We start from the raw sequence: 16,136 nt of genomic DNA on the forward strand, positions 1-16,136 counted from the left end.
CCGCGGCCGAAGGGCGCGCGGGACGCACGGCGCCGCGAACGCCGGGACCAGCCCATCCGCCGAGACCCCAGCTGATACTTTTCGGGACGCCTGAGATGACCGAGATGACCGGGAGCCGCCTGCGGGGCTCGCTCACCGCGCTTGTGACGCCGTTCCGCGACGGCGCCTTTGACGAGGCCGCGTTCCGGACATTCGTGCGCTGGCAGATCGAGCAGGGCAGCCACGGCCTGGTGCCGACCGGCACCACCGGCGAGAGCCCGACCCTGACCCATGCCGAGCACGACCGGGTGGTCGAGGCCTGCATCGACGAGGCCGGCGGCCGCGTGCCCGTGGTGGCGGGTGCCGGCTCCAACTCCACCGCCGAGGCGGTGGAGCGGGCACGTCACGCCGAGCGCGCCGGCGCCGACGCCGTGCTCGTGGTCACGCCCTACTACAACAAGCCGACGCAAGAGGGCCTCTACGCCCACTTCAAGGCCGTCAACGACGCGGTCGGTATCCCGATCATCATCTACAACATCCCGCCCCGCTCCGTCGTCGACATGAGCGTCGAGACGATGGCCCGTCTGTACGAATTGAAGAACATCGCCGGCGTGAAGGACGCGACCGCCAAGATCGACCGCGTCAGCCAGCAGCGTCAGGCCATGGGGGCGAACTTCCTCCAGCTTTCAGGCGAAGATGCGACGGCGTTGGGCTACAACGCCCAGGGCGGCCACGGCTGCATCTCGGTGGTGGCCAACGTGGCGCCGCGCCTCTGCGCCGATTTGCAGGAGGCCTCGCTCGCGGGCGATTACGCCAAGGCGCTCACCATCCAGGACCGGCTGTTCCCGCTCCAGAGCGGCCTGTTCGCCGAGGCCAATCCGTCGCCGGCGAAGTATGCGCTCGCCAAGCTCGGCCACATGACGGAAGAGCTGCGCCTGCCGCTGGTGCCGGTCTCGAACGCGACCCGGGCGATCGTCGACGCGGCCCTGCGCCACGCCGGTCTGCTCGAAGGCTAAGGAGAATCCCAAAACCATGGCCCCGAAACCGGAGCCCAGTCGGCGCGTCGTCGCCGACAACCGTGCCGCGCGCTTCCACTACACGATCGAGGACACGCTGGAGGCCGGCATTGCCCTGACCGGCACCGAGGTGAAGTCCCTGCGCGGCGGCAAGGCGACGATCGGCGAGGCCTATGCCGGCCCCTCCGGCGGCGATTTGATGCTGTTCAACTGCTACATCCCGGAATACCTGGAGGCGAACCGCTTCAACCACGAGCCCAAGCGCCCGCGCCGCCTGCTGCTGCACCGCCGCCAGATCAACAAGCTGATCGGCGCGACCCAGCGCCAGGGCTACACGGTGGTGCCGCTGAAGATCTACTTCAACGACAAGGGCCGGGCGAAGATCGAGCTCGGGTTGGGCAAGGGCAAGCAGGCCCACGACAAGCGCGAAGCCGCCAAGGAGCGCGACTGGCAGCGCGACCGCGCGCGGCTGCTGCGGGACCGGGGGTAGACCGGATCATCCGGCTTCCGGGGGGAATCGCTTCGGAGCCATTCCGTCCTTGCGAGCGCAGCGAAGCAACTCAGTGCGGCGCGCGATCTCCGACCCTCGCGCTGCCCTGGGTCACGTCGCTCCGCTCGTGATGACGGCGAGGGCGAAGCCAAAAACTGGCGATTCACCTTCGGCGCGCGGCGATCTAGGCTCGCGATCCGAGGAGACGCCCATGCACCCCAACCCCGACACCCTGCCCGCCGACCTCCCCGCCCCCGTCGATGACGGCGCCGCCGATCATCTGCGCGGGATGAAGCTGCCCGACGTGGCGCTCACCGCGACGGACGGCCGTACGGTGTCGCTCGCGAAGCTGTCCGGCCGCACCGTGGCCTATGCCTATCCGCGCACGGGCGAGCCGGGGAAGCCGGCCCTGACGCCGGACTGGGACGCGATTCCCGGCGCCCGGGGCTGCACCCCGCAGGCCTGCGATTTCCGGGATCACCATGCCGCCCTGCGGGAGCGCGGAGTCGCGCAGGTCTTCGGCCTCTCGACCCAGACCAGCGCCTACCAGCGGGAGGCGGCCGAGCGGCTGGGCCTCACGTTTCCGCTGCTGGCCGATCCGCACCGCGCCTTCGCGATGGCCGCCCGCTTGCCGGTCTTCGAGGCGGGCGGGCAGGTGCTGCTGCGCCGCCTCACCCTGGTGATCGACGACGGCGTGGTCGCCCGCGTGTTCTACCCGGTCTTCCCGGCCGATCGCGGCGCGCAGCAGCTGATCGACTGGCTCGACGGCGGCAGCGCCTGAAGTTTAGCCCTGGTCTCAGAGCCTGTTTGACTGCGCCATTGCAGTCGAAGGACGGTTCTGATCGACGGAGATCCTCATCTCTCCCCTCATCCTGAGGTGCTGCGCAGCAGCCTCGAAGGAGCCCTCCAGGGATCGCGCGGCCAGCTGGAGGGCTCCTTCGAGGGCTCCGCTTCGCTACGCTACCTCAGGATGAGGTCGAGAATGGGAATGACCGGTCAAACAGGCACTCAGCCCTCTTCGGATTCCGGCTGGCGGATGCCGTAGCGGTTCTCGAGGGCCGGGCTCGGGCGGGCGTCGCCGCGGTAGCGGCTGGCGGTCTCGCCGGCCGCCCGGACCGGGCGCTCGCTCGCCTCGCGGCCGATGCGGCCCGACAGGCTCGCCAGATCCACGAACTCGTCGGCCTGCCGGCGCAGCTCGTCCGAGATCATCGCCGGCTGAGTCTGGATGGTGGAAATCACCGTCACCTTGACGCCGCGCCGCTGCATCGCTTCGACCAGCGAGCGGAAATCGCCGTCGCCGGAGAACAGCACCATGTGGTCGATATGCGGGCTGAGCTCGAGGGCGTCGATCGCCAGCTCGATATCCATGTTGCCCTTGTACTTGCGCCGGCCCATCGAGTCCGTGAATTCCTTCACGGGCTTGGTCACGACGCGGTAGCCGTTGTAGTCGAGCCAGTCGATCAGCGGCCGGATCGAGGAATATTCCTGATCCTCGATCATCGCGGTGTAGTAGAACGCCCGCAGCAGGGTGTCGCGAGCCTGAAATTCTTTGAGCAATTTCTTGTAGTCAATATCGAAGCCGAGAGCCTTGGTGGTGGCGTAGAGGTTCGCGCCGTCGATGAAGAGAGCGCTGCGTTGCGGTGCTGCCATGGATGGGTCGAATCCTGAAGAATACGGGTTGCCGGAAATCGTGTGCTGAAACGGCTGGGATAAATCCGGGCGGAAAGCCCGGGGCCGCATCGTCGCGATCGAATGCCGAGAGAGATGAAAGCCGGGACAGAAAAGCGCGGTCCCCTTCCGGACGACGGTCGCCCGGGCTTTCTCGACCATTCGGGCGAAACATACCCCTGTCAAGTCAACCGGAAGGAATGTGGCTCTCGATAGCGCCGTTTCCCCGGGGGGTCGATAGAAAAATCGTATCGCGGCGTATCGCGCCACGCGACTGGGACGATAGACCTCGGTTAATCCGATAAACCTGAGGTCCATCGCCCGTGCGGGCGGAAAAACATCTCAGCCGTTCACGCGCTCGACGCTGTTGACCGGGCGCTTGCCGCGCAGCTCGGCGATGATTGCCGTCAGATGCTGGAGATCCCAGACCGACAGGTCGATGGTGATGTCGGTGAAGTCCTGGGTGCGGCGCTTCATCGAGATGTTGTCGATGTTGCCGTCGTGGTCGGCGATCACCTGGGCGATCTGGGCGAACACGCCGGGCTCGTTGATCGACTTCAGCGCCAGGCGGGCCGGGAAGCGCTCGGTGCCCGAGGCCTCGGTGTCCCAGCGGACGTCGAGCCAGCGCTCGGGCTCGTTGTCGAAGGCGGCGAGCGCCGCCGACTGGATCGGATAGACGGTGACGCCGACGCCGGGGGTCAGGATGCCGACGATCCGGTCGCCCGGGACCGCGCCGCCATTGGGCGCGAAGGTCACCGGCAGGTCGCCGGCCAGCCCCCGGATCGGGATCGCGTCGCTGCGGCCCTCGGATTTGCCACCCTCGGTGGCCGGAAAGGTCAGCCGCATGGTCTGGTCGGCCGAGCGCACGAGCCGGCCGGCGCCGTTCAGCGCGCCCTGCGGCGTCGACGGACGGCGCTCGTCGCGGTGGTCGGGATAGACCGCCCGGACCACGTCGCCGGAGAACATCTCGCCCCGCCCCACCGCCGCGAACACGTCCTCGGTGGTGGCCCGGGCCAGGCGCGGCAGGGCGCCGCGCAGCTTGTCCTCGGAAAACGTCTTGGCGGCGCGCTCGAAGGCGCGGTCCAGGATCTGGCGGCCGAGCCCGGCATATTGCCGGCGCACCGCCGCCCGGGTCGCCCGGCGGATCGCCGCCCGGGCCTTGCCGGTCACCACCAGGGATTCCCAGGCGGCCGGCGGCGAGGCCCCGTCCGAGCGGCTGATCTCGACCTCGTCGCCGTTGGCGAGCTCGTGCAGCAGCGGCGCCATCCGGCCGTTGATCTTGGCACCCACCGCCGAGTTGCCGACATCGGTGTGCACCGCGTAGGCGAAGTCGATCGGCGTCGCGCCCCGCGGCAGGGCGATCAGCCGTCCCTTCGGGGTGAAGCAGAACACCTGGTCCTGGAACAGCTCCAGCTTGGTGTGCTCCAGGAACTCTTCCGGGCTGTCGCCCTCGGCGAGCAGCTCGATGGTCCGGCGCAGCCATTGGTAGGCGCCGCTCTCGGCGGCGAGCTTCGGATGGACGCTGCCCGGCTCCCTGGGCACGTCCTTGCCGAGTTCCTTGTAATGGGCGTGCGCGGCGATGCCGTATTCGGCGATGTCGTCCATGGCGCGGCTGCGGATCTGCAGCTCGACGCGCTGGCTCTTCGGCCCGATCACCGTGGTGTGGATCGAGCGGTAATCGTTCTGCTTCGGGGTCGAGATGTAGTCCTTGTACCGGCCCGGCACCATCGGCCAGCTGGTATGGACGATCCCGAGCGCCGCGTAGCAATCCTGGACCGTGTCTACGATCACCCGGAAGCCGAAGATGTCGGAGAGCTGCTCGAAGGCGACCGACTTGCGCTCCATCTTCGACCAGATCGAGAACGGCCGCTTCTGCCGGCCGCTGACCTCGGCGGTGATGCCCTGGGCGGAGAGCTTTTCCGTCAGCACCTGCGCGATGGTCTCGACCACCCGCTCGGACTTGGCGGTGAGCCGGGCGAGGCGCTGGGTGATGGTGGCGTAGACCTCCGGCTCGATGTTGCGGAAGGCCAGGTCCTCCAGCTCCTCGCGCAGCTCCTGCATGCCCATCCGGCCGGCGAGCGGCGCGTAGATGTCCAGGGTCTCCTGAGCGATGCGGTGGCGCTTGTCCTCCCGCATGTGCTGGAGGGTGCGCATGTTGTGCAGGCGGTCGGCGAGCTTGACCAGCAGCACCCGCACATCCGCCGCCACGGCGAGCAGCAGCTTGCGAAAGTTCTCGCCCTGGGCGGCCTGCTTGGAGACGAGGTCGAGGCGCTTCAGCTTGGTCAGGCCGTCGACCAGCGCGCCGATCTCCGGCCCGAACAGCCGGCGGATCTCCTCCAGCGTCGCCTCGGTATCCTCGACGGTGTCGTGCAGGACCGCGGCCACGATGGTGGCGTCGTCGAGATGCAGGTCGGTGAGGATCGCGGCGACTTCGAGGGGATGTGCGAAGAACGGATCGCCCGAGGCCCGCTTCTGCGTGCCGTGCGCCTGCATGGCGTAGACGTAGGCGCGGTTGAGCAGCGCCTCGTCGGCGGCCGGATTGTAGCGCTTGACCCGCTCGACGAGCTCGTACTGGCGCATCATCCGCCGGGAGGTCGTCGGTTCCTGGATGGCACGCGGGGTCGGGGTCACGCCCGACTCTCCCGCAACCGGCGTGACGGCGCCAGCCCCCGGCGGCGGAAAAGCGCCGGTTGCGACCGTATCGCCGTCCGAACGCAAGAACCCGGCGTCTCCGCCGGGTCCGGTCTCGTTCAGGTCGTGATCATCCAGGCCCACGTGGCGCGGCTCACTGTATCCGGGTTTACTCGCCCTCGTCGTCGGTCTCGACCGGCGGGGCGAGGTTCTCGAGGCCGCGCAGCAGGTCCTCCTCGCTCATGCGGTCGAACTGGACCGCCGCATCGTCGCTGGAGGATTGCGGAGCCACGGCGGCGGCAGCCGGCGAGCTCGACAGCAGCGGCACGGTCTCGGCCTCCGGCTCGTCCACCTCGACGTATTTCTGCATCGAGTGGATCAGCTGTTCCTTGAGATCGTCGGCGGTGATCGTCTCGTCGCCGATCTCACGCAGGGCCACGACCGGGTTCTTGTCGCGGTCGCGGTCGATGGTGAGCGGGGCGCCGGCGGCCAGCAGGCGCGCCCGGTGGCTCGCCAGCAGCACCAGCTCGAACCGGTTCTCGACCTTCTCGATGCAGTCTTCGACGGTGACGCGCGCCATGCGGGGCGGCTCCTCAGCTTAAGCGACGGGTGATGTCGGGTGTGGCGCCACTCTACACGGAATGCCGTTGTGCAACAAGCACAGCGGGTTGCACCGGGCGCGGGTCGGATGGGCGGGGCGATGCCCCTCCCCGATGCCCGGACTCCAATGCCCGCGGTGGTTCGCCGACAGGATCGATCGCTCGGGCCGCGCAGGTTGGAAAGGCTCCACGAGAGGCCGGAGGTCTGCGACGGCATTGGCATCCTCCCCGTCATCCCGGGGCGCCGCAGGCGAGCCCGGGATCCAGAACCGCCGACGGCACCAATCCTTGCCGCAACTGCGTTTCTGGATCCCGGGCTCCGCTTCGCGGCCCCGGGATGACGGGGCTGTTGTCGGAACGGCTGCGGCGGAACGCCGACGTCGTCCGACAGACGGGGCAGCCCATGGGCGTCGCCAACACCTTGAGGCGCCTGCGCGGTGCCGCCCGGATTGTGCGACGCATTGTTGACACGGGCTGCCTCGGGTGCGAGTGCGCGCCGCTTATTCCAGGTGTTTCGGCCGACAGGGGCGGCGTTCGCGCGCCGCACGGCGAGAGCGATCAGACAAGCCATGCGCGCACTCATCTTTCCCGGCCAGGGTAGCCAGGCGGTCGGCATGGCGAAGGCGCTCGCCGAAAACTTCCCGCAGGCGAAGGCCGTGCTCGACGCGGTCGACGACGCCCTGTCCCAGCCGCTCTCGCGGCTGATGTTCGAGGGGCCGGTGGAGGAGCTGACCCTCACCACCAATGCCCAGCCGGCCCTGATGGCGGCGAGTCTCGCGACCTTGCGGGTGCTGGAGGCCGAGCGCGGCCTCGACCTCGCCCGGGACGTGGCCTGCGTGGCCGGGCATTCCCTCGGCGAATACGCGGCGCTCGCGGCCGCCGGCAGCCTCTCCATCGCGGATGCGGCCCGGCTGCTGCGCCTGCGCGGCGAGGCCATGCAGGCGGCGGTGGCGCCGGGAATCGGCGCGATGGCGGCCCTGATCGGCACCGATGTCGAGGCGGCCCGCGGGATCGCCGAGGCGGCGGCCCTCGAATCGGACGGCGCGGTCTGCGATGTCGCCAACGACAATGGCGGCGGCCAGGTGGTGCTCTCCGGCGAGCGGGCGGCCGTGGAGCGCGCGGTCGGCATCGCCACCGAGCGCGGGGTCAAGCGCGCCGTGATGCTCAACGTCTCCGCACCGTTCCATTGCCGGCTCATGGGCCCCGCCGCCGACGCGATGGCCGCGGCCCTCGCCAAGGTCGACCTGAAGGCGCCCCGGGTGACGCTCTACGCCAACGTCACGGCGGGTCCGGTGGCGGAGCCCGCGGCGATCCGGGCGGCCCTGGTCGAGCAGGTCACCGGCACCGTGCGCTGGCGCGAGAGCGTCGCCGCCATGGCGGCGGCGGGTGTCGACCGGTTCTACGAGCTCGGCGCCGGCAAGGTGCTCACCGGCCTGGTCAAGCGCATCGCCCCCCAGGCGAGTGCCACGGCGATCGGCACCCCCGCGGACGTGGCGGCCTTCGCGCTCTAGATCTTTCGATTCTGTGTGACCGCGTGATCGCTTTCGCAGGACGGTTCGAACCGAAGGATCTCCCACCCATCCCCTCATCCTGAGGTGCTGCGCAGCAGCCTCGAAGGAGGCTTCCAGGGATCGCGGCGCGATCTGGAGGGCTCCTTCGAAGCCGCCCGATCGTCGATTGGCCGGCACCTCAGGATGAGGTCGTGGAGGGGACGGACCGCTCAAACAGGCTCTTGAACGTAGGAAACCAGCATGTTCGATCTCACCGGCCGCAAAGCCCTCGTGACCGGCGCCACCGGCGGCCTCGGCCAGGCGATCGCCCGGGCGCTGCACGCCCAGGGCGCCACCGTGGCGCTCTCGGGCACGAAGCCGGCGGCTCTGGAGGCCCTGGCGGCGGAACTCGGCGAGCGGGCGAGCCCGGTGGCGGCCGACCTCTCCGACAAGGAGTCGGTGGAGGGCTTGGTCCCGGCGGCCGAGGCGGCGATCGGGCCCCTCGACATCCTGGTCAACAATGCCGGCATCACCCGGGACAACCTGTTCATGCGGATGAAGGACGACGAGTGGGAGCAGGTGCTCACCGTCAACCTCACTGCGGCCTTCCGGCTCTCGCGCGCGGCCGTGAAGGGCATGATGCGCCGCCGGGCCGGGCGGATCGTCAATATCGGCTCGGTGGTGGGCTCGACCGGCAATCCCGGCCAGGGCAACTACGCCGCCGCCAAGGCCGGGCTCGTCGGCATGACCAAGGCGCTGGCCGCCGAGGTCGCCTCGCGCGGGATCACGGTCAACTGCATCGCGCCGGGCTTCATCGCATCGCCGATGACTGACGCGCTCAACGAGAAGCAGCGCGAGGGCATCCTGACCCGGGTGCCCGCCGGGCGCCTCGGCGAGGGCGCGGAGGTCGCCGCCGCCTGCATCTACCTGGCGTCGGCGGAGGCCGCCTACGTCACCGGCCAGACCCTGCACGTGAACGGCGGCATGGCGATGTTCTAGCGCATCATCCCGAAAGGTGGCTTCCCGCTTTCGGACGGCGATGATGCGGAAGCCAACGCCGAATCGACCCGTCCGACACGCGTGTGCCACACCCATGAAGGGAATCTGAACGGCTCTCGCCAGGGCGGGAACCCTGTGCTACCACGCCCCGCAGCCGTACAGGGGGTTGACGGTTCAGCGGGTTTTCAGTCCAAGGCCCCCCGGCGGGGCCGTCCCGGTTCACCTCGAAACACGCGCGATCGACACCGGCCCGCCAACAAGCCCGCAGGGGCGCGGCGCGGCCACGGCACCACCCCGAGACGACTGACAGACCAAAAGGACGAGGACGGAAGACCGATGAGCGATATCGCTGAGCGCGTGAAGAAGATCGTCGTCGAGCACCTGGGCGTCGAGCCCGAGAAGGTGGTCGAGAGCGCCAACTTCATCGACGACCTCGGTGCCGACAGCCTCGACACGGTCGAGCTGGTCATGGCGTTCGAGGAAGAATTCAACGTCGAGATCCCGGACGATGCCGCCGAGACCATCCAGACGGTCGGCGACGCGGTGAAGTTCCTGGAAAAGAACTCGGCCGCCTGAGGCGCCGGATTCGGTTTCACGCGGCGCGGGTGAGGCGAAGCAGCCCCCGCGCCGTTCTGCGTTTCGCGGTTCCGTGGCACGGATCCGGCCGCGATCGGTTGTACGAGATGCGCTCCGGGGATGGCCGGCGTCGATGGCGGCGGGGGAGCGCTCCTAAGACGGGACAGGTAGCATGCGGCGGGTGGTGGTCACGGGTCTGGGGATGGTCACGCCGCTCGGCAGCGGGGTGCAGCACACCTGGAGCCGTCTGATCGCGGGCGACAGCGGCGCCGGCCCGATCCGCGGCTTCGAATCCGCCGACCTGCCCTGCCGGGTCGCCGCGCAGGTCCCGTTCGGCGACGGCACCGACGGCACCTTCAACCCCGACGCGGTGATGGAGCCCAAGGAGCAGCGCAAGGTCGATCCGTTCATCGTCTACGCGATGGCGGCGGCCGACGAGGCCCTGAAGGACGCCAACTGGCACCCCAAGAGCCACGAGGACCAGTGCGCCACCGGCGTTCTGATCGGCTCCGGCATCGGCGGCATCGGCGGCATCTACGACGCCTCGGTCACCCTCCACGAGAAGGGCCCGCGCCGGATCTCGCCGTTCTTCATCCCGGGCCGGATCATCAACCTCGCCTCCGGCCAGGTCTCGATCGCCTACGGCCTCAAGGGCCCGAACAACGCCGTGGTCACCGCCTGCTCCACGGGCGCCCACGCCATCGGCGACGCGAGCCGCCTGGTGGCGCTGGGCGACGCCGACGTGATGGTGGCGGGCGGGGCCGAATCGCCGGTCAACCGCCTGTCGATCGCCGGCTTCTCGGCCTGCCGGGCGCTGACCACCGGCTTCAACGACACCCCGGAAAAGGCCTCCCGCCCCTACGACCGCGACCGCGACGGTTTCCTCATGGGCGAGGGCGCCGGCATCGTCGTGCTCGAGGAGTACGAGCATGCCAAGGCCCGCGGCGCAAAAATCTACGCCGAGGTGGTCGGCTACGGCCTTTCGGGCGACGCCTACCACATCACCTCCCCGTCCCCGGACGGCGACGGCGCCTTCCGCTGCATGACCGCCGCGGTGAAGCGCGCCGGCATCTCGCCCGCCGAGATCGGCTACATCAACGCCCACGGCACCTCGACGCCCATGGGCGACGAGCTGGAGCTGAAGGCCGTGGAGCGTCTCTTGGGGGATGCCGCCGCCCAGGCGACCATGTCCTCCACCAAGAGCTCGGTCGGCCACCTGCTGGGCGCCGCCGGCTCGGTCGAGGCGATTTTTTCGATTCTGGTCCTGCGCGACGGCGTGATCCCGCCGACGCTCAACCTCGACAACCCCTCCGTCCAGACCAAGATCGACCTCGTGCCCTTCGAGGCGAAGCGCAAGCAGGTCGACGTGGTGCTGTCGAATTCGTTTGGTTTTGGCGGGACGAATGCGTCGCTGGTGATGCGGCGGGTCGCCTGAGAACCGGTAATGTTTCCAGCACCGCGCAAGCAATGGCTTGATCGGCTGGCCTCACAAATCTGTTTACCTGCTCTGTTTACCTGCGCGATCCAAGTCGCATGACGGATCTGATCGACGGAGATCCCAATTTTCCACCTCATCCTGAGGTGCTGCGCAGCAGCCTCGAAGGAGCCCTCCAGGGATCACGCGGCTGGCTGGAGGGCTCCTTCGAGGGCTCCGCTCCTCTACGCCACCTCAGGATGAGGGTAAGAATGGAAAGACCGGTTCAATAGGCACCCCGGGGCCGGATCATCTTGAGTCCGATCTTGGGAAACGGAGCGGTTGCGCAATCCCGAAGCGCGCCTATCATGCGGCCATGACGCTGGAATTCGCCTACCAGTTTCGACAGGACGCATCACGGTCGGGTCTGCGAGATCTCGATCGGGTCGCGCTGACGGCCGCTGCAACCAGCGACGATGGCGATGTGCTGACACCGGGCACGGAGGGAACCATCGTCAGCGTCTATCGCGATGGTGAGGCCTATGTGGTCGAGTTTCCGACGCCGGTCGGCGCCCTGGCGACGGTCCGGCCCGGGGACATTAGACTGGTCGAGCGCGCGCCGGTGTGACTGGCGAGGTCGAAGCGATCGTCTGGACCGTCGAATGGCCCAAGATCGTCAGCTACCTGCTCAACCCTTTGCATGCCGATGGCGCCTCCAAAGCCAAGTATCTGCTGGCCTTCGGCTATGCCGCGGAGGATCCCGAACGGCTCGCTGGTGATCTGGTGAAACACGCGGTCGATCATTGGCCGGGGCGCGCCGTGGTGCTTCCACTCGGCCTCCCGCGCCGCGTGTTCGAAGGCCCTCTGGAAGCGCCGGATGGACGTGTCATGTCGCTCCGCAGCGTTTGGGAAGTCACCAGTGATACGCAGTGGCGGTTCCTCACCGCTTACCCTTGGAAATCCTGACGGGTGATCCGGTCTCCGTTGAAGGAGGACATCGGCTACGCGGCGAATATTCTTGATGATCGTCCCAACCTCGCCCCGCATCCTGCGGTGCCAAAGCGTAGCGTAGGCCTCGAAGAAGACCTCCAGAGGTAACAGTGATCCCAGGAGAGCTCCTTTGAGGCTGCTGCGCAGCATCTCAGGATGAGGAAGAGATCGTCAAATCCGTTCGTGGCAGTCGGCGATCGTTTGAGCTCTTTTGCTTAAAAGGATCGAAGCTTCGGGTTGTTTATGACGGACCAAGGCGTTCCGTTTTTCAGGCACACGGGAGACGGCAACTCTCACCACCCCCGCCGCTCCTCCGCCCCCGGCACCCGTCCCTGCGGGGTGAGCGCGTGCACCACCTCCGGCAGCGCCTGGGCGAGCTGCGAAAGCAGCGCCTCGCGGTCCATCCCGGTCTGGCTCTGGAGGGTGTCGAGGGTGTCGGGGCCGAGCGCCTGGGCGAGCTGGGCCGGCGCCACCGGGCGGTTGCTGCCGGGGCTGATCCAGGATTCGATCACGTCGCCGAGGCCCCCCTGGCGGAAGCGGTCGACCAGGCCGTCGAGACCCCCGAGATCGCCCTGATGCTCCGGGGCGGCGCGGCTCGCGGTGGGGCCGGATTCGCCCGGGCCGTCGAGCATGCCGGACAGGTCCGAAAAATCGCCGGGCGGCAGGGACGGGTCGGAGGGGCCGGTCTCCCGGCGCTGGCCGGACTGGTCCCAGCCGCCGATGTCGCCCGGGTCGCCGCGTCCGCCGGCATCGGCGGGATGCTGGCCCGGATCGCGCCCGTAGGGGCCGGCGCCGCCGGACCGGTCGGCCTCGGGTCCCGGCTCACCCCGGCCGCCGCGCCCAAAGATGTCGCCGAAGCCGCCGCTGGCGCCCTTGGCGAGCAGCAGCATCAGCAGGGCCTTCACCAGGGGCGACATCCCCCCGGATCCCTGCCTCTGGCCGCCGAACACCTGACCGAGCACGCCGCCGATCGCCGATTCGAGCAAACCCATAAGCGTTCCTCCGGGGCGGGGTTCGCCCGGGCTGACAACGGCGGGTGGGGGGTGGGGGTTGCAGAGGCTGGTGTGACGCCGTGGGGCGAACGGCCTCATCCATCGCCGGATGCGGCGCGGGTCCCCTCCCCGTGCGGGCTACGATGTTCACACCTCGGCTTGCGAAAGCCGCCACGCGCCCCCTCTCCCGCACGGGAGAGGGGGCGCGTCGCGGTTGCATGACGGGCGGTGAAATTTCCGGCTCGCCCCTCCCCCGTCAGACCTCAGCGGGCCAGCGAGGCCTGAGCGGTGCTGGCTGTCGTCGGCTGCGCCAGGGGGACGGTGGCGGCGGAGAGCGCCAGGGCGGCCAGGAACAGGCCGGTGGCGGCGGCGCCGGCCCGGGGGCGCGGCAGGCGGAGGGCGTAGCGGCGGGCGGAGCGCGTCAGGTTCGGCATCGGATCGCCTCTTCTGGTTGTAGGCCCCAGGGGCCATTCTCGCAGAAGCAACGTCGCCGGGGGGCCGACCGGTTCCATCCAGCCGGCGGATCGCGGCCCTACGGGCGGGCGACCCAGTGGCGTGCCAGGGCGCCCAGGGCGCAGCCGGCGAGGTAGGGCGGCAGGATCAGGCCGGCGCCCTCCAGCCACAGGCCGGGCAGGCCCGGCACGATCCCCACGAGCGCCAGCGCCGCCAGGAGCGCGGCGAGCCCGCACAAAGCGAGCGGCACCAGCGGCCGGGCCGGCCAGCCGGCCACGGCCCCGACCACCAGGCCGAGCGCCCCCGCCCCGGCGAGCCCGGGCCAGAATCCATCAAGCAACAGCATCACGGCTGTCCGGCCTCCTGGGCGGCGCTTCGGCGGGGCTGTCCCACCCGCACCCTCATCCTGAGGTGCGGGGGACGGATCGGGGTCTGTGTCGGTCTCATACGGGTTCCGTTTGCTTGGCCCGGCCTGTCACTCCGCGCCGTCATCGCGAGCGCAGCGAAGCGACCCAGGGATCCGCCACGTTCCGCGATCGCGCGCCGCCCTGGGTTGCTTCGCTGCGCTCGCAATGACGGGAGGGAGCGATCATAGGCGCAAACCGGCGCGGGCGCGCGGCCCGGGCCTCACGGCAGCAGCGCGAAGGCGACGGGGCCGGGGGGCGCGTCCGGCCCGGCGCTGAGCTGGTCCGGCCGGACCCCGGCCTGGAGCAGATACTCGATCACGGCCTGCCCGCGCAGCCGCGGCAGGTCGAGGGGCGGGTCGTCGACGGCCGCCTTGGGCTTTGTTTCGGTTTTTTGGGTGGGGGTCGTCTTGGAGCCAGCGGCCTTCGCGGCTGCGGGCTTGGCGGGTTCGGGCTTCTTCGGCGCCGCGTGGGTCTCGGGCTCCGGATGCGCCTTCGGGGCGGCCTCCTTGGAATTGGGCTTCGGGGCCGAGCCGGTGGCGGCGGGGGTTTCGGGCCGGGCCGTGCTCGCCATCTGGGTCGGGGCCGCCTCGGCGGTCGGGGCGCCCTCCCCCGGGGCCGGCTTCGGTTTGGCTGGGTCGGCGGGGGCCGAGATCGCGATGCGCAACGACGGGCAGGCCTTGGCCAGGGCCGCCAGGGCGTCGAGGACGGGGTAGAAGGCCGGCGTCAGGGTGGCGCCGCCGGCCGGGAAGCGCAGGGACGCCCCCGCGAGCGTCGCGGCGGCCTCGGCCCGGCAGGCGGCGGGGTCGCGGGTCTCGGCGGGCTGCCGGGCCGTGACGGCGGCCTGTCCGGTCCAGCCGGGGGGCAGCGCCTCGGCCAGCCGGTCCGGCACCCGGGCGGCGGCCTCGCGGTAGAGGCTCTCGCCGGTGAGCGTCAGCGCCCGGTCCGACACCGCCACCTCCCCGGTCGCGAGGGTCACCACCAGGGGGGCGGCTGCGGCGAGCGCCGGGCCGAGATCGGGCGGGGCGCCGTCGGCCAGACGGGTGCGGTCGATCACCGGCTCGCGGAACAGGCGCGGCCTCAAGGCGGCGAGCACCCGCTCCCGGGTCGCGTCGTCCGGCAGGTGGCCGGTCAGCGTCACCGCCTCCGGGGTCCGGCGGATCGCCACCCGGTAGGGCGAGAGCGGCCGGGCCGTCAGCGCCACCGCGCCGGGCTTCACCCCGGCGGGCCGGCCCTCGCGCATCAGCGCGGCGGCATCGGGAATCGCCTGGGCATCGATGGCGTCGCCGGTGACCGACACGGTATCGTCCGCGAAGCTGACGGTGCCGGCCTGGATCAGCTCGGCGAGCTTGAACGCGAAGGCGATCAGGGCTTTGGGGTCGATCGCCGGGTCGAGCCCCCTTGCGGTGAGCAGCCGGTCCTGCACGGTGCCGCCGGGCACGGCCTCCGCGGCCGCGCGCAGGGCCCCATCCCGGTCGGCCGCGGAGGGCGCGAAGCCGTCGAGCAGGACCCCCCGGGCGGACTTCTGCACCGCGAACCGGTACTGCGCCACCGCGGGCGGCAGGATCTCGATCCGCCCGATGCTGAACCCGGCGGGCGGGTCCGACAGGGCGGCCCGCAAAGCCTCGTAGGCCGGCACGTCCAGGGCCTCGCCGGACAGGCTGAGCACCGTATCGCTCAACGCCGCCCGGCCGCCCTTGGCGAGCCCGGACAGGCGCGCCGCCAGGAAGGCCGCGGCGCTGGCGAAATCGGGGGGCGCGCCTCTGGCCGCCCGCGCGGTGTCGTCGAGATGGGTGCCGGGCGCCAGTGTCCCGGTGACCCGCGCCTCCAGGGCCCGCCGGCCGATCTCCACCGGGCGGCTGCCCTCCAGCGCCACCCGGGCCGTGCCGGTGCGGACCGCGGCCCACAGGAACGGCGAGGCCGTCTCCACCAGCCCGACCTCCGAGACGATCCGGCGGGGTCCCTCCAGGGCGGCGAGCTTCGCCAGCACGGTCTCGCGCTCGCCGACATCCGGCGCCTCGCCCTCCGCCGCGAGATCGCGCCCCCGCGCCTCCAGCCGCAGCCAGGGCTCGCCGGTGGCGGTGGCGGTGCCCGCAGCGACGCGCGCGCCCGCCGCCTCGATCCGGTCGGCGATCTGCGGGGCGGCGTAGAGGGTCGCGCTCACCCAGATCAGCGCGAGCGCGGGCAGCCCGGCGAGCCAGCCGGCGCGGCGCAAGCCTTGAGCGAACACTTCGGACAAAGTCACAATCGTGAGTTCAGGAGGATCCGGGACGCGAGACCATACCGCCAATCCGGCAGGATGAAGGCCAATTCTTCGCAGGCTGGCCGGACGCCCGCCGGGAAAAACCGCATTCTTCGCGTACTCTTCGCACGGTCCCGCCGCAAAAAAGCACGGCGCTTGCATCATTGCCGCCGCCGCCGCGAAGAGACGGCAC

The 16,136-nt window shown here is 70.2% G+C and carries 16 protein-coding genes; 9 read left to right on the forward strand and 7 right to left on the reverse strand.

The genetic code is table 11. The features are described 5' to 3' along the window. Positions 1-95: 95 nt before the first annotated feature. The 3 genes from dapA (at position 96) to MKL20_RS11225 (ending at position 2,266) form a co-directional block, all read left to right on the forward strand. On the forward strand, positions 96-995 hold the full coding sequence (gene dapA, locus MKL20_RS11215) for a 4-hydroxy-tetrahydrodipicolinate synthase (RefSeq protein ID WP_244036731.1): 900 nt from the start codon (positions 96-98) through the stop codon (positions 993-995). 16 nt (positions 996-1,011) lie between these two features. Next, positions 1,012-1,485 (forward strand): SsrA-binding protein SmpB, encoded by a 474-nt coding sequence (gene smpB, locus MKL20_RS11220; protein ID WP_147910009.1) that lies wholly within the window; start codon positions 1,012-1,014, stop codon positions 1,483-1,485. 211 nt (positions 1,486-1,696) lie between these two features. Next, positions 1,697-2,266: a peroxiredoxin gene (locus MKL20_RS11225; RefSeq protein ID WP_244036732.1), complete on the forward strand. Its 570-nt coding sequence runs from the start codon at positions 1,697-1,699 to the stop codon at positions 2,264-2,266. 227 nt (positions 2,267-2,493) lie between these two features. Here the strand turns inward: MKL20_RS11225 and MKL20_RS11230 are convergent, their stop codons facing one another. The 3 genes from MKL20_RS11230 to rpoZ form a co-directional block, all read right to left on the reverse strand. Continuing rightward, positions 2,494-3,135, reverse strand: coding sequence for an NYN domain-containing protein (locus MKL20_RS11230; protein WP_243965314.1), 642 nt, complete (start codon positions 3,133-3,135; stop codon positions 2,494-2,496). A 360-nt stretch (positions 3,136-3,495) separates the two neighbouring features. Next, on the reverse strand, positions 3,496-5,736 hold the full coding sequence (locus MKL20_RS11235; protein WP_244036776.1) for a RelA/SpoT family protein: 2,241 nt from the start codon (positions 5,734-5,736) through the stop codon (positions 3,496-3,498). Positions 5,737-5,953: 217 nt separating this feature from the next. Further along, complete coding sequence (gene rpoZ, locus MKL20_RS11240) at positions 5,954-6,364, reverse strand: DNA-directed RNA polymerase subunit omega (RefSeq protein WP_010685409.1); 411 nt, start codon at positions 6,362-6,364, stop codon at positions 5,954-5,956. A gap of 588 nt (positions 6,365-6,952) precedes the next feature. Between rpoZ and fabD the strand changes: the two genes are divergently transcribed. The 6 genes from fabD (at position 6,953) to MKL20_RS11270 (ending at position 11,828) form a co-directional block, all read left to right on the forward strand. Next, entirely contained in the window at positions 6,953-7,894 is a 942-nt protein-coding gene (gene fabD / locus MKL20_RS11245) for an ACP S-malonyltransferase (RefSeq protein ID WP_244036733.1), read from the forward strand. A gap of 240 nt (positions 7,895-8,134) precedes the next feature. Beyond that, positions 8,135-8,872 carry a 3-oxoacyl-[acyl-carrier-protein] reductase gene (gene fabG, locus MKL20_RS11250; RefSeq protein ID WP_244036734.1) on the forward strand — a complete coding sequence of 246 codons (738 nt, stop codon included), beginning with the start codon at positions 8,135-8,137 and terminating at the stop codon, positions 8,870-8,872. A gap of 336 nt (positions 8,873-9,208) precedes the next feature. Continuing rightward, on the forward strand, positions 9,209-9,448 hold the full coding sequence (locus MKL20_RS11255; protein ID WP_007559070.1) for an acyl carrier protein: 240 nt from the start codon (positions 9,209-9,211) through the stop codon (positions 9,446-9,448). Positions 9,449-9,620: 172 nt separating this feature from the next. Further along, entirely contained in the window at positions 9,621-10,883 is a 1,263-nt protein-coding gene (gene fabF / locus MKL20_RS11260; RefSeq protein WP_243965327.1) for a beta-ketoacyl-ACP synthase II, read from the forward strand. A gap of 355 nt (positions 10,884-11,238) precedes the next feature. Beyond that, a complete protein-coding gene (locus MKL20_RS11265; RefSeq protein WP_244036735.1) occupies positions 11,239-11,490 on the forward strand; it encodes a DUF4926 domain-containing protein in 252 nt (83 codons plus the stop codon). Beyond that, positions 11,487-11,828 carry a DUF6883 domain-containing protein gene (locus MKL20_RS11270; protein WP_244036736.1) on the forward strand — a complete coding sequence of 114 codons (342 nt, stop codon included), beginning with the start codon at positions 11,487-11,489 and terminating at the stop codon, positions 11,826-11,828. Before MKL20_RS11265 ends, MKL20_RS11270 begins: the two co-directional genes overlap by 4 nt. Positions 11,829-12,145: 317 nt before the next feature. Here the strand turns inward: MKL20_RS11270 and MKL20_RS11275 are convergent, their stop codons facing one another. The 4 genes from MKL20_RS11275 to MKL20_RS11290 all read right to left on the reverse strand — a co-directional run bounded on the left by MKL20_RS11275 (position 12,146) and on the right by MKL20_RS11290 (position 15,931). Further along, positions 12,146-12,844, reverse strand: coding sequence for a YidB family protein (locus MKL20_RS11275; RefSeq protein ID WP_244036737.1), 699 nt, complete (start codon positions 12,842-12,844; stop codon positions 12,146-12,148). 263 nt (positions 12,845-13,107) lie between these two features. After that, positions 13,108-13,278 carry a hypothetical protein gene (locus MKL20_RS11280; RefSeq protein WP_243965530.1) on the reverse strand — a complete coding sequence of 57 codons (171 nt, stop codon included), beginning with the start codon at positions 13,276-13,278 and terminating at the stop codon, positions 13,108-13,110. Positions 13,279-13,376: 98 nt separating this feature from the next. Continuing rightward, positions 13,377-13,643 carry a hypothetical protein gene (locus MKL20_RS11285; protein WP_244036738.1) on the reverse strand — a complete coding sequence of 89 codons (267 nt, stop codon included), beginning with the start codon at positions 13,641-13,643 and terminating at the stop codon, positions 13,377-13,379. Positions 13,644-13,924: 281 nt separating this feature from the next. Further along, on the reverse strand, positions 13,925-15,931 hold the full coding sequence (locus MKL20_RS11290) for a hypothetical protein (protein WP_244036777.1): 2,007 nt from the start codon (positions 15,929-15,931) through the stop codon (positions 13,925-13,927). Positions 15,932-16,136: the final 205 nt, after the last annotated feature.

The sequence above is a fragment of the Methylobacterium sp. E-066 genome, from assembly GCF_022829635.1.
In the GTDB taxonomy this organism is placed as follows: Bacteria; Pseudomonadota; Alphaproteobacteria; order Rhizobiales; family Beijerinckiaceae; genus Methylobacterium.

Bases quoted from the DNA above. Each gene is read 5' to 3' on its own strand.
- dapA (WP_244036731.1), top strand. From the start codon at position 96: ATGACCGAGATGACCGGGAGCCGCCTGCGGGGCTCGCTCACCGCGCTT.
- smpB (WP_147910009.1), top strand. From the start codon at position 1,012: ATGGCCCCGAAACCGGAGCCCAGTCGGCGCGTCGTCGCCGACAACCGT.
- MKL20_RS11225 (WP_244036732.1), top strand. From the start codon at position 1,697: ATGCACCCCAACCCCGACACCCTGCCCGCCGACCTCCCCGCCCCCGTC.
- MKL20_RS11230 (WP_243965314.1), bottom strand. From the start codon at position 3,135: ATGGCAGCACCGCAACGCAGCGCTCTCTTCATCGACGGCGCGAACCTC.
- MKL20_RS11235 (WP_244036776.1), bottom strand. From the start codon at position 5,736: ATGATGCGCCAGTACGAGCTCGTCGAGCGGGTCAAGCGCTACAATCCG.
- rpoZ (WP_010685409.1), bottom strand. From the start codon at position 6,364: ATGGCGCGCGTCACCGTCGAAGACTGCATCGAGAAGGTCGAGAACCGG.
- fabD (WP_244036733.1), top strand. From the start codon at position 6,953: ATGCGCGCACTCATCTTTCCCGGCCAGGGTAGCCAGGCGGTCGGCATG.
- fabG (WP_244036734.1), top strand. From the start codon at position 8,135: ATGTTCGATCTCACCGGCCGCAAAGCCCTCGTGACCGGCGCCACCGGC.
- MKL20_RS11255 (WP_007559070.1), top strand. From the start codon at position 9,209: ATGAGCGATATCGCTGAGCGCGTGAAGAAGATCGTCGTCGAGCACCTG.
- fabF (WP_243965327.1), top strand. From the start codon at position 9,621: ATGCGGCGGGTGGTGGTCACGGGTCTGGGGATGGTCACGCCGCTCGGC.
- MKL20_RS11265 (WP_244036735.1), top strand. From the start codon at position 11,239: ATGACGCTGGAATTCGCCTACCAGTTTCGACAGGACGCATCACGGTCG.
- MKL20_RS11275 (WP_244036737.1), bottom strand. From the start codon at position 12,844: ATGGGTTTGCTCGAATCGGCGATCGGCGGCGTGCTCGGTCAGGTGTTC.
- MKL20_RS11280 (WP_243965530.1), bottom strand. From the start codon at position 13,278: ATGCCGAACCTGACGCGCTCCGCCCGCCGCTACGCCCTCCGCCTGCCG.
- MKL20_RS11285 (WP_244036738.1), bottom strand. From the start codon at position 13,643: ATGCTGTTGCTTGATGGATTCTGGCCCGGGCTCGCCGGGGCGGGGGCG.